The sequence below is a fragment of the Lagierella massiliensis genome, from assembly GCF_001407835.1.
GTDB lineage: Bacteria > Bacillota > Clostridia > Tissierellales > Peptoniphilaceae > Mediannikoviicoccus > Mediannikoviicoccus massiliensis.
This window is the reverse complement of the sequence record NZ_CYUO01000004.1, coordinates 596,828-612,136: the sequence shown is the minus strand read 5'-3', so window position 1 is coordinate 612,136 and position 15,309 is coordinate 596,828. Positions and strand designations below refer to the sequence as shown.

Here is a 15,309-nt window from a genome sequence, read left to right as displayed (position 1 = left end):
CCTTAATATTACCTTAAATTTGGATTAAGTACAAGGAAAACCTTATAATTTTACTCTATTTTATTTTTGTCAATCCCATGTTCATATCTCGTTGACAAAAGAAAAGTGCTAATATATAATAATCATTACCTGCTCTCTTAGCTCAGTCGGTAGAGCGCTTCCATGGTAAGGAAGAGGTCGCCGGTTCAATTCCGGCAGTGAGCTCCATAGACATTCCAATTGGGATGTCTTTTTTTATTTTTTACTAAGATAGTTTAATTTTTATTAAAGGGGTATAAATGTAAAGCTATTGTAAATTTGAAAAAGTTTGAGTAACTATTTTTAAATTTACAAAAATTTTTATTTTTCAGATTGGAAAATATAATTTAACTTTAAGTTTGCTATATAAAAGTAATTATGTTAAATTATAATTTGCAAAAAATTTTTTTCAGGAGGCAAAAATGAAAAAGAGAAAATTATTAGCAGTTCTACTTGCATTTACTTTTATGTTAACTGCATGTGGAAAACCTGCAGACAAAAAAGGAACCGATGCTCCTAACGCACCGGCTGTTGAAGGAACTGAAACAGGTTCTTCTAAAGAAGGTGGCTTGATGGTTTTAGGTATTGGATCAGATCCTACATCTGTTAACCCTCTATATGCTAACGACAGAGTTTCATTAACTATTTCAAATGTGTTATATGACAACCTATATCATGTTAAGTCTGGCGAAGTTGTATATGATGGTTTAGCTGAATCTATGACTCCATCAGATGATCATTTAACTTATACACTTAAGTTAAAGGACAATATCAAATGGCATGATGGTGAAGCCATAACAGCTGACGATGTCATCTTTACCTATGACAGTATATTAGATGATAAACAAAATGCTAAGGGTCAAAATGTTCTAAAGTCAGAAGATGGTGTAGTTGAATACAAAAAAGTTGACGACACTACTGTTGAGTATAAGTTACCTAAGGTTGACATGACTTTTGTTGATGGTATTGCAAGTATCGCACCAGTTCCAAAGCATGTATTTGATGGAGAATCAGACATTGCCAAGAGTCCAAAGAACGCTGAACCAATTGGTAGTGGTCCTTTTAAGTTCAAAGAACACAAGACAGGCGAACTATACCAAGTTGAAAGATTTGAAGACTACCATGGGGATGTTGCAAAACTTGACGGCATAGCTTACAAGGTTATTCCTGATGCAAATGCATCAATGGTTGCACTTGAAAATGGAGAAATATCTGTTTCATATATCAAGCCAAAGGATGTAGCTAAGTTTGAAAAGAATGACAACTTTGAAATTGTTACATTCCCTGAAGGAATGGTTGATAATCTATTCTTTAGAGTTGACTCTGAAAACTTAAAAGATGTAAAAGTTCGTCAAGCTATCTCCTATGCAATTGACAAGACTAAGCTTATTCAAGGAACTTATTTAAGTGAAGACTTTGCAGATCCTGCATATTCAGCTTTCTCAACTAACACTGGATTCTTCAGTGATGATGTTGAAAAGTATGATTACAATGTAGAAAAGGCAAAGGAACTTTTAAAAGAAGCTGGCAAAGAAAACTTAGAACTTAAGTTAATGTACACTTCAGGAAGTCCTTCACAAGAAAAAGAATGTCTACTAATGCAAGAAATGCTTAAAGAAGTTGGTATAAACGTAGAACTTCTTCCAATGGAAAGGGCAACTTTTATTGAAAAGTTATTAGACCATTCAAATCATGATTTTGACATGGCTTTAAATGGTTATGTTATGGGTGACAACCCTGACTCTTATGCATCAATTTTCAAGAGTACTTCATCAGAAAACTTTAGTAACTACAACAATCCAAAGATGGATGAGTTATTCGAACAAGCTAAGACAGAAACTGACGAAGCTAAGCGTGGAGAAATATATAAAGAAATCCAACAAGTTCTTGCTGATGATGCAGTAGAATATCCTATTGCAAATGTAAAATCTATACTTGCAGTTCGTAAAGACTTTACAAACTTTGACGAAGCGAACCCTGCACCTATTCACATGTTTGATTACTTCAACAAGATTGAATCAAAATAATTAACTAATGAACAGTCCCTTTTTGGGATTGTTCATTTATTTAGGAGATATTATGACAAGACTTATATTAAAACGACTTTTACAAACAATTCCTATGATAATAACAATATCCATAGTTTCCTTCTTGCTTGTAAGAATCGCTCCCTCTGACCCAGTAAGAGCTCAGATAACACCTGAGTCTACAGTTGAAGACATAGAGAGAATCAGAGAGAACATGGGGCTTAATGATAGCTACTTTGTTCAATATAAGAGATGGGCTGGAGATATTTTAAGAGGAGACTTTGGTTATTCTTTTTCAAATCATAGACCTGTACTCGATCAGGTCACTGAAAGACTTCCAGCAACACTTGGTCTTATGGGAAGTGCATTTCTACTTTCAATCATCTTAGGAACAATTATAGGTATAATCTCAGGAATGAATCATGGAGGTATTGTAGATAAGATTTTTACTCTACTTTCCTACATAGGAATATCAATACCTTCTTTTTGGTTTGCTATGATGCTTGTGCATTTATTTTCACTAAAGCTTGGACTTCTTCCTTCAATAGGAATGAGAACCCTTGGTGTCGAAACCACAGCAGACCTTATAAAGCACTCTATACTTCCAGTTATTACACTTAGTATTGGTGACACTGCCGTAATAAGTAGATATGTTAGGGCAAGAGTAACAGACCAACTAAGAGAGGATTATGTTATGACAGAGCTTGCTCAAGGTAGCTCAAAGGGAGAACTTTTCTTTAAGAGTATTCTAAAAAATTCTTTACTTCCACTTATTACATTAGTTGGAATGAGTTTACCAAGACTTGTTTCAGGTGCCTTTATAACTGAAAGTATCTTCGGATGGCCTGGACTTGGACAGCTTGGCATGAATGCCATATTTACAGCTGACTATCCATTAATAATGGCAACAACAATGTTTGCTTCTGTGCTTTTAATCCTTGGAAACTTAATTTCAGACATCCTTTATGGACTTGTAGACCCAAGAATAAAGGAGATGAATTAATGAAAAATCTTTTTAAAAAAATAAAATATAGCCCCCTTAGGGTAAAACTTTCAATTGTTGTGCTACTAATCTTTATACTTGCTGCAATACTTGCAGACCTCTACCCTAAAAATGGTATTGATACAGATATAACCAATGCATTAGTTCCACCAAACGGAGAAAATCTATTTGGAACTGACGACTTAGGTAGAGACTATTTTGCAAGAGCTCTGCATGGTGCAAGAGCTTCTCTTACAGTGGGTGTTCTATCTGTAGTTATATCAACCATACTTGGATCTTTCGTTGGAATTATCTCTGGATACTTTGGTGGCAAGGTTGACATGATACTTATGAGAATGGTTGATATCTTGATGAGTATACCTTCATTCTTTTTAATACTGATACTAAATGCTGCATTAAAACCAGGTATACAAAACATCATTATAATAATAGGTCTATTTAACTGGATGGGAGTTGCAAGACTTGTTCGTGCAGAGACCTTGACTGTAAAGGAAAGAGATTATGTAACTTATTCAAAGCTAATTGGCGTTAGCCATAAGAAAATTATGACAAAACACATTCTTAGAAATATAGTTCCGACACTAACGGTTGCGGCAACTGTAAATGTGGCATCTGCCATACTTACAGAGTCTTCCCTATCCTTCCTTGGACTTGGAGTAAGACAACCTGATTCATCTTGGGGTTCAATGCTAAAGGATGCTCAACAATACCTTGGCACATCTCCATATTTAGCACTATTCCCAGGATTATTAATTCTTTTAACCGTACTTTGTTTTAATGTAATCGGAGACTATTATAGACAGGAGATACAATGAAATTAGTAGAGATAAAAAACTTAAATGTAGAATTTCCTGGAAAGGAATACACAACTTATGCTGTTAATAATGTAAGTTTTGATATAAACGAAAATGAGACTCTTGGACTTGTAGGAGAATCGGGATCAGGAAAATCTGTAACTGCAAAGTCCATACTAAATCTATTGAAGAACAAGTCCAACTATAGCGGTGAGATTATTTATAATGGAATTGATATGCTAAAAGCTGATGATAAGACTTTAAGACATATTAGAGGTTCTGAAATATCAATGATATTTCAAGACCCTATGACCTCTTTAAATCCACTTTTTACAATCGAAAAGCAGATGTATAGACTCATAAAGAGACACAGAAAAAATCTAAGCTCAAAGGAAATAAAAGATTTGTCAATAAAATATTTGGATATGGTTGGAATTCCCGATGCAAAAAATAGAATAAAATCATATCCTCATGAGTTTTCAGGTGGAATGAAACAGAGGGTCATGATTGCAATGAGTCTTTGTCTAAATCCAAAGCTCGTTATTGCAGACGAACCTACAACTGCCCTTGACGTTACAATTCAGGCACAAGTATTAACGCTTTTAAATAATATAAACGAAAATTCTTCACAGTCAACCCTACTTATAACTCATGATCTTGGAGTAGTAGCTAATACCTGCGACAGAGTTATTGTGTTATATGGTGGAAAAGTAATGGAAGAAGCTACAACTAAGGAGCTTTTCACAGATGGACTACATCCATATACTAATGGATTATTGGCATCCTTACCTAAGATTGGGGAAAAAGAAAGACTTGTCCCAATTCCAGGAAATCCACCTGTTATAACTGAAAATCCAAAAGGATGTCCATTTTATGATAGATGTAGTTTAAGACAGGATGTGTGCAAAAATAAAGAATTACCTAAAAAACAAGTTTCCCCTACTCATAGGGTTTACTGTCACATGGTAGAGGTGTAGATATGGAAAAGATTTTTGAAATTAAAAATTTAAAAAAATACTTCCCTGTAAAAAAAGAAAAGGTATTTGAAGAGCAAAAGTTTTTAAAGGCACTTGATGGAATTGACCTTGAAATATACAAAGGCGAAACATTTGGTCTCGTTGGTGAATCTGGCTCTGGAAAGTCAACCTTAGGGAAATGTATTACTGGAATTCATGATATTACAGAAGGCAAAATTTATTACAAAGGCAAAGATATAGAAGACAAATCTACAAAGAAGACTATGCAAAATGAAATTCAGGCAATTTTTCAAGATCCATACTCTTCACTAAACCCAACACTAACAGTGTATGAAATCATTGCAGAGCCAATCAAAACAAGACTTAAACTTAGTGATGAAGAAACTAAAAAGAAAATTGTAAAGCTTTTAGAAAAAGTTGGATTATCAGAAGAGATTATGAACAAAAAACCAGGACAGTTTAGTGGTGGACAAAGACAGAGGATTTCAATAGCAAGAGCCATCTCAACAAACCCAGAGTTTATACTATGTGATGAACCAATCTCAGCCCTTGACGTTTCGATTCAGGCACAAATTGTAAATCTACTTGAAGACTTACAAAAGGAACTTGGGCTAACCTATCTTTTTATTGCCCACGACTTAGCCATGGTACAACATATCTCCCACAGAATCGGAGTTCTATACCTTGGCAATATGGTGGAAGTTGGAAGTGGTGATGACATATATGAAAATCCACTTCATCCATATACAAAAGAACTTTTGAATTCGGTTTTAAAACCAGAAGTTACAGGAGAAAAAATATTAAGTCAAAGTAATAGAGAAATCCCAAGTCCAATAGACCTTCCAGAAGGATGTGTCTTCCAAGGACGTTGCCCTTACAAGACAGAAATATGTTCAAAAGAGTGTCCTAAACTTATCGAAATAAGTCCTGGACATAAAGTTGCATGCCATAATGTTAAGGGAGGAAAGTTTTAAAAACTTTCCATAAAAACAATAAAGTGGGAAAAGGAACCGTTTCGTACGGTTCCTATCCCCCTTGTACCCCCTTTACCTCCCAACGACTCGGGGCAAGCCCCGAGACCCCATTTTAAATATAGAAGAAAATCCAGCAAGATTTTCTTCCTCTCTACCAAGGGGTTTGGGGTGTCCCCAAGCGTTTTAAGGGTGTAAAAGGATGGGGTTTTAGGGGCAGGATATGAGGGGAAATCGCAATCCCCTTCATCCTGCCCCTAAGATTAGAAAAAATACAATAAATAAAATAAGAATACTCAAAATTTCAAAAAACTTCGAGTATTCTAAAAATTTTTAATAAAAGTTTTTTCAAAAAAACTTTCCCCTACGCTCTTATTATTTCTATATCATATCCATCTGGGTCTGTTATAAAGTAAAAGCTTGGTCTCTTCGCGTCGGAAAGTCCTCCAAGGTCTGTTACTTTATAGCCCTTATTCTTATGTTCTTCATGATGCTTTTCAAGATCTTCTACTTCTAATGCAATATGGGAGTAGCCATTACCTATGTCATATGCTTCATGCCCATAGTTATAGGTTAATTCTATTTCAAATTCTCCTTTTTCTGGCGCCATATACACAAGGGTGAACTTGTCCTCTGGATAGTCCTTTCTTCTTGTTTCAATAAATCCAAATGCGTTTTTATAAAAATCTACAGATTTTTCTAAATTAACAACTCTAATACATGAATGTATTGGTTTAAATTTCATTAATATCACCTCTATTATCATATACCCCTTATAAAAGCTTTTAACCTATGGAAGTTCCTTACTTAAATGTGATAAAATAAATATTTATGGAGGTATTATGATTTACTTTGACTACGCAGCAACTTCAATAAAGAGAAGAGAAATATTTGAAGATGTTTTAAATAATTTTGAAAATTTTGACGCCAATCCTCACTCTATTCATGGCATGGGGAGAAAGTCTCATGAAATTCTTGAAGATTCCAGAGAAAAAATCGCAAATTCTCTTGGTGTTCAAAAGGATAATATAATATTTAATTCTGGAGCCTCTGAAGGCAACAACACCATTATCAGACACTTCACCGATTGTGGATATAAATTTTTATGCTGTGAAACGGATCATCCTTCTGTTTTAAATTCACTTAGGAACTTGAATTCGGATTTTGAATATCTAAATCTCGATAAACATGGTCGAATTATTTTAGATGATTTGGAGAAAAAGCTTGATGAAAAAACTGTACTTATAATAACTCTTGTGAATAATGAAACTGCAGTTTACCAAGAGCTTGATAAAATCTCAACCATTTTAACGGATAAAGATGTTCACCTTCACATCGACAACGTACAGGGCTATGGTCATATTGACTTTGACTTTGAAAGAGCTGACTCCATAAGTCTTTCTGGACATAAACTTGGTGGTATAAATGGATTTGGAATACTATATTCTAAAAAAAATCTTCACAACTTAGTCTATGCAGGAGAACAGGAAAAGAAACGCCGCGGTGGAACTTCTTTTACTATTGGCGCCTACTCCATGGCACAGTCCTATGATAAAATAGTTTTGGAAAGGGATTTAATTAGAGATATTAAATTAAACTTTATTCACGAATTAAAATCTCAAAACATTCCATTTGAAATTAATGGCGATTTAGAAAATTCCAGTGATCACATACTAAATTTATACTTTCCATTTATAAAGTCGGACCTTCTCTTGACTTACCTTGACATGAATGGCATTTGTGCATCTGCAGGGTCTGCATGTTCTGCAGGGTCCCTTGAGGAAAGCCATGTTATAAAGGCGATTTATGGAGAGGAACGTGCAAAAAAGTCAATTAGATTTAGTTTTGGATTTACTAATAATATTGAAGACGTAAGATATACAGTAGAAAAGATAAAAGAAATATACATTAGAAAAGGTGATTCAAATTAAAAAGAGAGTTGTTTTAGGAATAAGCGGCGGCGTTGACTCCTCTGTTGCAGCGGTGGTGCTTAAAGAACAGGGCTTCGACGTTACAGGAATTTTTATGAAAAACTGGGACGATACTGACGAGAACGGATTTTGTACCGCAGAAAGAGACTACGAAGATGTTATAAAGGTATGTAATCAACTTGAAATCCCCTACTACTCTATAAACTTTGAAAAGGAATACTACGACAGAGTATTCACTTACTTTTTAGACGAATATAAAAAGGGGCGTACTCCAAACCCAGACATTATGTGCAATAAGGAAATAAAGTTTAAAGCCTTTTTAAACTTTGCCTACGACCTTGGGTTTGACTTAGTTGCAACGGGACATTACGCAAGAATTGGGCAAGGGAAAGACTCATCAAAACTACTTCTTAGAGGTGTTGATAACAACAAGGACCAGTCATACTTCTTAAGTATGCTTTCACAAGAACAAATAAAAAATGTAATCTTTCCCATTGGAGATATGGAAAAATCTGAAGTTAGAGAAATTGCAAGGAAACATAAACTTGCTACAGCTGAGAAAAAAGACTCCACTGGAATCTGTTTTATCGGCGAAAGAAACTTCAATGAGTTCCTATCAAATTACCTTCCAGCACAAAGGGGAAAAATGGTTTCAGTTGACGGCGAAGTTATGGGAGAACACGAAGGGCTGATGTTTCACACTATCGGACAAAGACGTGGTCTTGGAATCGGTGGCGACGGGGAAGCCTGGTTTGTATGTGGAAAAGACATCGAAAAAAATGAACTAATCGTGTGCCAAGGAAAAGAAAATGAACATCTATTTTCAAATAGACTACTGGCTTCACAGTTTTCAACTGCACTTGTTGAAAAACTTCCAAAGGAGTTTGATTGTACAGCAAAGTTTAGGTATAGACAAAAAGATATCCCTGTTCATGTGAAATTTTTAGACGAAAGCCATGTTGAAATAACCTACGACCATGTTAAGTCAGTAACCCCAGGACAAGCGGCAGTGCTATATAGAGAAGACATCTGCCTTGGATGTGCCATTATTGACGAAGTGTGGCGAGATAATCATAAACTTAAACTGTAGGAAGATTTCCCTTAAAGTAAATTAATAAAAGGACTGCAAGTATGACAGTTAAAGTAGCTGTGTATAAAATATATAGGCTATCATTCTTCAGTATTTTATTTAGTGGGAAGGGAATCTTTTTACTTCTTAAAGTTTCGATGATTTCTCTAACAAGAACAATCATAAACAAAACAATTAAAATTTTTAACATATTAATCACCTGTTTTGATTATATCATTAAAGGAGCGATTTAATGAAGAATAAAGATAGATTACAAATTGTACTTCTTATAGTTCTTTCCATTTTTTTATTTATTTTTATCCTGGACGGAAGCAAACTCTATACAGTTTCAAAAAAGAACTTGGAGAGTGACGCAGTTGATTTTCTATTAAAATATGTCCCTGAAGACCAGTCTGATACAAAACTTATGGTAGATAAAAAAACAAAATCATCACATCTATTGGTTTTTAAAACTGGGGATACCTACACTGCAGTAACCTATAATAAGAGCCTGCTTTTTAATCTTTACACAAGGGACTCTGTCTATTACAATATTGAAAAATTGAATCACTATAAAGTACATCAGGATAACAACAGGAATCACATCACCTACGACATATCAAAAGATGATGATGACATCAAAATAAATATAGATTCAAAGACTTCAAATCAAATTTTTTATAATAGCATTTATGCTTTGATATGTTTTGCCATAGTAATATTTGGAGTGTACTTTGCAGTTAAAAGAAAAATAAAATCTCAGGAGGATGAATAATGACATATGATGTCTACGACTATTTAAATTTTAGAGGAGATCTTGCAATTGACGTGGATGGACTAAGTCCAGTAGACGCATCAATCTTTGCAAGACTTTCATATCTTCCAGTAGAGCTTGTAAAAGATGTGTCAACTGAGTTTTCTATAGAAAAACTGGGAAAGTTGTTGTTTAAGCGAGATGATTTGGAAAAACATTTAATAATGTCAGAAGATAAAATCCTTCTACAAGAAGTTATTAAGACAGAACGTTTTAGAAACATTAAAATCACAAGCTTTGAAAGCGAAACTGACAAAGAGATTCAAAAACAATTTGCAGCAATGACATTTATTCTTCCAGACTCAGTTGCACTTGTTACCTTTAGAGGAACTGGCAGAGAACTTGTCGGATGGAAAGAAGACTTTAATATGAGCTTTTTAGATTCTGTTCCATCACAAATTCAAGCATTAAATTACTTAGAAAAAATTTCAAAAGTGTTTGACAAAATAATTTTAAATGGCCACTCAAAGGGAGGAAACCTCTCCCTCTATAGCCTAACAAAATGCGATAAACAAGTTTACAATAAGATTATAAAAGCATTTAATTTTGATGGACCTGGACTTACAGAAGAGAGTTTAACAGAAGAATCAAGAAATAGAGCAAATGAAAAAATGACAAACTATATTCCTCAAGGTTCAATCGTAGGTACACTGCTTGAACGTGAAGGAAATGTTAAGATAGTTTCATCAAAAGAAGAATTTATTAAGCAACACGATATGTTCCAGTGGCAGATTTCAGGAAGAGATTTTGTATACCTTGACGTTCTTTCAAAAGAAAGTAAATTTGCAGAATTTACACTGAAACAATGGATTTCAAAAATTTCCAACGAAAACAGAGAACTCTTCTTTGAATCAGTTTATGAATTATTTAACCAGATTGGTAAAACGGAATTTAATTTAATTATAACTAATGGCGACTTTATAAAAACCTTAGGTAAACTTACCCTCTCCTTAAAAGATTTACCTTCAGATCATAGAAAAATCGTCATTGACAAAGTGACAGAATTACTTAAAATCGCAAGCAAAAATTACATTGAAATGAAAAATGAAAAGTAAAAAGTTGATTATTAAGAGAGAAGGTCTCGGCTTTCTCTCTTAATCGTATAAGAAAAATAATAATTTTCTATTTAATCTGGTCGAGTATCTGTCTTGTCTTTTCTACATCCATATGATGATAGAACTTTCCATTTATCATTATATTCGGCCCATCTTTACATTTTTTAAAACAATTTTGTGCCCTAAGTCTAATACGTCCATCCTTTGAAGTCTCATTAAAATCCATTCCAAGTATGCTTTTAACAGTTTTTAAAACCTCCATAGAACCATTCTTTGCACATCTTGGTCCAGTACAACAAACTATTTCGTACTCAACTTTAGATTCCTTAATTGATGGCATAAACTTGATTATTGTTTTAATAATTTTTTCATCAAGCCCAAAGGCATCTGCAATTTGCCTTTGATGACTAATCGACACATATCCAAAGTCACCTTGGCAATTTCTAATCGCAACCTTTGCTCCCTCTTGACTTCCCTTGCCAAAACTATTTACAGTTTCTTCCAAGCCCTCTTTAAAAATAAGCTCTTCATTTCTCTCTTCTAACATACTATCACCCTTTATATATCCAGAATATACCCAAAAAAATTATTTTAAATTTGATTTTATCACAATTAACTCTACTAAAAAATCACCCTTAGTTAGGGTGATTAATTTTAAATATTTAAATAAAAACGCAACAGTCCAAGTATCAAGATGTGGACAGGATAAAAAAGATAATTTACCCACTTGTTTTGTTTACCTCTTTCTCCATTGTAGGTCAAGGTCATACCAAATCCTAAAAATGAATAGAGCTCTTTAATGATTGAAAGATATCCAAGTCCCGCTCCAAGTAAAGGCTTATCATAAAAGATGTAGAATAAATATGCAACAACTATGGCATGGTAGTCATAGTCAAGACTCAAAGCCATTGATAGAGCACTGGAAACAGCTACAATGACAATTGAAATCACATACCATAAAATTTTATTTTCAAATTTTTCTTTTATAACGTCGATTACCCAAATCGTGATAAGACATAAAGCCAATGTGAACATAATATTATTCCAATATGGGTCAAAGTAGGTCTTTGAAGTAAACATATCAAAAGGCACTTCCGATATAACACCGAAGATTAAAAGGGTTAAAAGATATTTTTTTCTATTTCTCGTTCTAAAAAAGCCTTCTACTATAAAAAACACGAAAATTGGAAAAGCAATTCTACCCAAAATTGAAAATAGATTAGATAGATGTAATAAAAATCCCTTTCCATTAAGTAAAGGTGCAATTATCGCGTTGTTAACATGGTCAATAAGCATAGATAAAAATGCTATATACTTAAGCTGTGCTCCATTTAAAACTTGTATTTTTTTAAGTTTTTCATTTTCAAATCGTTTATTTAGTTCCATAATCCCTCCTTATAAAATCATTTTTTAAATTTTAGCACGCCAATATGCTTTTGTCAATAAATAATATTTAAAAAATAAATTCATGGATATAAATTAAAATTGTCTTTTATCCTAAATAAAACCAAAAGGACTGAGCTTCTTTACAAAGTCAGTCCATTTTTTTATCCATTTATTATTTTTAATTCCTTAACCATGTTAAGCCTTGATATTTTAATCTTCTCCACTATATTAACCAAAACAAATGTCATTATGCTAAGTACATAGGCCAAAATAAATATTGATTTTGGTATTGGCATATCAAAATAGGCATCAAATTTTTCCATGGATATAAATAGCATATATTTTATGAGCCTGTCCAAAATAGGTATTAAAATTATCTGATACACTATTAGGATTAAAAATATGATATTTATATAAACTTTTGAAATTTCGCTGTCCCTAAATCCAAAAATTTTAAGATATGTTATATTAACCTTTGACTTATCAATTATTAATGATGAAATCATTGAGGTTAGTATAAAATAAAATGTTAAGGAGACTACTATCAACATGGCAAACACAACTCCAAAAGAGTCTAAGAAATGGTCCATGAATTTTGACATTTCATTTTTATTTAATTCAGTAATTAGATTGTCCTTTGAAATTTCCAACTTTTTATCTGACATATAACTATTAAAATAATCTTTGTCTTTTTCAATTATTTTATTTAATGCCTCTCTACTTGTAAAAATTTGAAACAAACTATTTTTTCTGTCTATGTCTTTTATTTTTAATTTTTTTATCTTGCTGTTGTAGCTATCCCTTATTCTAAATGTATCTGATTTTTCTAAATTAAATCTTTTTGAAAACCCAGATGAAACTATAACTTCATCTTCTTTCAAATCTTCTACTTTCAGATTTTTATATTTGCTATTTTTGTCCACACCATAAAACTGAATCTCTTTGTTTTCACTATCAACCAATTCTGCTTTAACCACTGTTGCAACATCCGCATTCACATCTTTGTTTTTCTTTTGCTTTACAAAATAGATGTGATTATACTTCATCTCAGTTTGCATATTTTTAGCATAATTTTTAAATACAGGCTTTGCAGAAAGTGAAAATACTAAAATTAAATTTGCTAAAAATACCCCGAATAAAAGAGCTATGAAATTTAATTTGTTAGAAAATATAATTCTCGTTTTAAATTTCCTTAAAAATGAAATGTTTTTTAGTTTTAGTCTTGTATTCCTCTTCGTCTTTTTTAAATTTTTTCTCAAAAAATTCACAGGACTAAATTGTAAACATCTGCTAATCACAACATAGTTTATTACCAAATAGATTATCATTGGTAATAAAGATGTAATGACGAATGAGCGGGCAGTGAAAGTCACTTTAAATTTCGGTAGGTCAAAGGATGCATAGTAAAGGGATGCATATTTTTTATACAGATAAGTATATGAAATTATATTTCCCACTATGGATGATATAAGGGCAATGAAAAGCGGCATTGCCATGTAATTAAGTAAAAGCTCTTTTTTTCTATATCCAGATGCAAGTAGAGTCCCGATTATTGGAGCTTCTTCTTCAATCAAGCTCTTTATTTGCACCGCACTTATAAATGCAATTGCAATAAACAGTAATACCGATGTCAAGGTCATAGTTGGAACATCCCCACCCATATCATCAATAATATAGGTTATACATTTGTTATCAAACCTTGTAACGCCATCAATCATCAAGTTTTCTTTGTTTACAACCTTTGAAATCTCCTTTAGCTTTTCCTTTGCTTCTCTTTCGTTTAAATCGTCTTTAGTGTGATAAGAGTAATTATATGTTATCTTTTCATTGGAAAAATTTTTAAATCCAGAATCGCTTAAAAGGCAAACTCCGAAATATCCAGTATCCATAACTAAATCATCTCTGTTTTTTAGCAGTGATGAATAGTCTGGTAATGAAAATAGACCTGTAATTTTAAATTTTTTACTTCCTATTTTTAAACTATCATTTACTGTTAAGTCGTTTGCCCTGGCATAGTTTGCAGAAATTGCAATTTCGTCTTCAGTGTCTGCAAGTCGACCTTCATAAATTTGCGCTTCGTTTATTTTTTTTCTGTTTTTAAAAACTCTTAAGCTCTTATGTCCTTTAACATCAGCTTCAAAATAAAAATTATCATATAGTTTTAAAGACAGATTTTCTATTTTCTCCTTCAAATCATCTGACAATTCGTAAATAGTAGTGAAGTTTCCGTCTTCAACCTTGCCCTTTTCAATTTGACTGTAATATAGATTCTTAACAGACTCTTGAGATATGAAAAATGAAGATGCAAACACCACTATAAATACCAGTGAAATAAAAATTGGAATAACTTTGAAAGGCTTTGATTTTATCTGTCTATAAACTCTCTTGTTAATAGGATTTTTCATTTACCATACCACTTCCTTTGCGGAAAGCTTGTTTGTATTAACTTCAAAGCTCTTTATTTTTCCATTATGCAAAGATAAAATCAAATCACACATTTTTGCAATTTGAACGTTGTGAGTGGCAATAATAATAGTTGATTCGTAATCCCTGTTAAGTTGTTCTATTATCCTTAAAACATCTTTAGCGCTGTCATAGTCCAAGGCACCGGTAGGTTCGTCACAAATTAAAAGCCTTGGCCTTTTTATAATTGCCCTTGCTATTGATGTCCTTTGTGCCTGCCCTCCTGAAATTTCATTTGGATATTTATATTTATGCTCAGTAAGCCCAAGCTCATCAATTAAATTATCTATATCCACTGGATTATTAGATAAAAATTTTCCAACCTCGATGTTTTCAAATACATTTAGGTCGCTTATTAAGTTGTAAAATTGAAAAATAAAGCCCAAGTACTCACGCCTATAATTTTCTATTTCTCTTTTCGACATCTTACTCAATTTATTACCTAATACATCAACCTCTCCACCATCAATATTTTCTATGCCGCCTAAAATATTTAAAAGAGTTGATTTTCCGGACCCCGATGGCCCAAGAACACAAATTATTTTTTTATCATCAAACTCTAAATCAATTCCCTTTAGAACTTCAATCCTTCCCTGTCCCGAGCCATAACACTTATGTAAATTTGAAACCTTAATCATAAAACTCCCTTCCTTTTTTAATTTCTAAGTACAAGCAATATCCATTGATAATGATTCTCTCTTTGAGTTAATTATACTCCCGTTGATAACCAATATCAATACATTTCTGTGATAAAGTTTTAAAATTTAAGACTGTTATGGTTGTCTTGTCAACAAAAAAGGA

15 protein-coding genes and 1 tRNA gene are annotated in these 15,309 nt (G+C 32.8%); 10 read left to right on the top strand and 6 right to left on the bottom strand.

Translation table 11 applies throughout. The features are described 5' to 3' along the window. The first annotated feature begins 131 nt into the window (after positions 1-131). The 6 genes from BN2746_RS02870 to BN2746_RS02845 all read left to right on the top strand — a co-directional run bounded on the left by BN2746_RS02870 (position 132) and on the right by BN2746_RS02845 (position 5,793). Positions 132-207 (top strand) — tRNA-Thr (locus tag BN2746_RS02870). Positions 208-440: 233 nt separating this feature from the next. After that, the gene (locus BN2746_RS02865) at positions 441-2,045 is read left to right on the top strand and encodes an ABC transporter substrate-binding protein (RefSeq protein WP_055078336.1); all 1,605 of its coding nucleotides are present in this window, start codon (positions 441-443) and stop codon (positions 2,043-2,045) included. A 52-nt stretch (positions 2,046-2,097) separates the two neighbouring features. Beyond that, a complete protein-coding gene (locus BN2746_RS02860) occupies positions 2,098-3,048 on the top strand; it encodes an ABC transporter permease (RefSeq protein ID WP_055078335.1) in 951 nt (316 codons plus the stop codon). Next, complete coding sequence (locus tag BN2746_RS02855) at positions 3,048-3,863, top strand: ABC transporter permease (RefSeq protein ID WP_055078334.1); 816 nt, start codon at positions 3,048-3,050, stop codon at positions 3,861-3,863. The genes BN2746_RS02860 and BN2746_RS02855 overlap by 1 nt, the downstream gene beginning before the upstream one ends. Continuing rightward, entirely contained in the window at positions 3,860-4,819 is a 960-nt protein-coding gene (locus tag BN2746_RS02850) for an ABC transporter ATP-binding protein (RefSeq protein ID WP_055078333.1), read from the top strand. The genes BN2746_RS02855 and BN2746_RS02850 overlap by 4 nt, the downstream gene beginning before the upstream one ends. A gap of 2 nt (positions 4,820-4,821) precedes the next feature. Then, a complete protein-coding gene (locus tag BN2746_RS02845; RefSeq protein ID WP_055078332.1) occupies positions 4,822-5,793 on the top strand; it encodes an ABC transporter ATP-binding protein in 972 nt (323 codons plus the stop codon). Positions 5,794-6,154: 361 nt separating this feature from the next. Here the strand turns inward: BN2746_RS02845 and gloA are convergent, their stop codons facing one another. Beyond that, entirely contained in the window at positions 6,155-6,535 is a 381-nt protein-coding gene (gene gloA, locus BN2746_RS02840; protein ID WP_055078331.1) for a lactoylglutathione lyase, read from the bottom strand. 97 nt (positions 6,536-6,632) lie between these two features. Here gloA and BN2746_RS02835 point away from each other — a divergent pair, with 97 nt between their 5' ends. Then, positions 6,633-7,721: a cysteine desulfurase family protein gene (locus tag BN2746_RS02835; protein WP_055078330.1), complete on the top strand. Its 1,089-nt coding sequence runs from the start codon at positions 6,633-6,635 to the stop codon at positions 7,719-7,721. After that, positions 7,711-8,811, top strand: coding sequence for a tRNA 2-thiouridine(34) synthase MnmA (gene mnmA, locus BN2746_RS02830; protein ID WP_055078482.1), 1,101 nt, complete (start codon positions 7,711-7,713; stop codon positions 8,809-8,811). Before BN2746_RS02835 ends, mnmA begins: the two co-directional genes overlap by 11 nt. On the opposite strand, the gene BN2746_RS02825 is transcribed toward mnmA, so the two are convergent. Beyond that, entirely contained in the window at positions 8,801-9,001 is a 201-nt protein-coding gene (locus tag BN2746_RS02825) for a hypothetical protein (protein ID WP_055078329.1), read from the bottom strand. The genes mnmA and BN2746_RS02825 overlap by 11 nt on opposite strands. Positions 9,002-9,043: 42 nt before the next feature. On the opposite strand from BN2746_RS02825, the gene BN2746_RS02820 reads away from it, so the two are divergent. After that, positions 9,044-9,565, top strand: a complete 522-nt coding sequence (locus BN2746_RS02820) for a hypothetical protein (protein ID WP_055078328.1) — start codon at positions 9,044-9,046, stop codon at positions 9,563-9,565. Next, complete coding sequence (locus tag BN2746_RS02815) at positions 9,565-10,659, top strand: Mbeg1-like protein (RefSeq protein WP_055078327.1); 1,095 nt, start codon at positions 9,565-9,567, stop codon at positions 10,657-10,659. Before BN2746_RS02820 ends, BN2746_RS02815 begins: the two co-directional genes overlap by 1 nt. Positions 10,660-10,726: 67 nt before the next feature. Here BN2746_RS02815 and BN2746_RS02810 read toward each other — a convergent pair whose 3' ends face one another. From BN2746_RS02810 to BN2746_RS02795, 4 genes are all read right to left on the bottom strand, one after another. After that, positions 10,727-11,206: an NADH-quinone oxidoreductase subunit NuoE family protein gene (locus BN2746_RS02810; RefSeq protein ID WP_055078326.1), complete on the bottom strand. Its 480-nt coding sequence runs from the start codon at positions 11,204-11,206 to the stop codon at positions 10,727-10,729. Positions 11,207-11,313: 107 nt separating this feature from the next. Next, on the bottom strand, positions 11,314-12,045 hold the full coding sequence (locus tag BN2746_RS02805; protein ID WP_055078325.1) for a TraX family protein: 732 nt from the start codon (positions 12,043-12,045) through the stop codon (positions 11,314-11,316). Between the two features lie 161 nt (positions 12,046-12,206). After that, the gene (locus BN2746_RS02800) at positions 12,207-14,450 is read right to left on the bottom strand and encodes an FtsX-like permease family protein (protein ID WP_055078324.1); all 2,244 of its coding nucleotides are present in this window, start codon (positions 14,448-14,450) and stop codon (positions 12,207-12,209) included. Beyond that, positions 14,451-15,146 carry an ABC transporter ATP-binding protein gene (locus BN2746_RS02795; RefSeq protein WP_055078323.1) on the bottom strand — a complete coding sequence of 232 codons (696 nt, stop codon included), beginning with the start codon at positions 15,144-15,146 and terminating at the stop codon, positions 14,451-14,453. Positions 15,147-15,309: the final 163 nt, after the last annotated feature.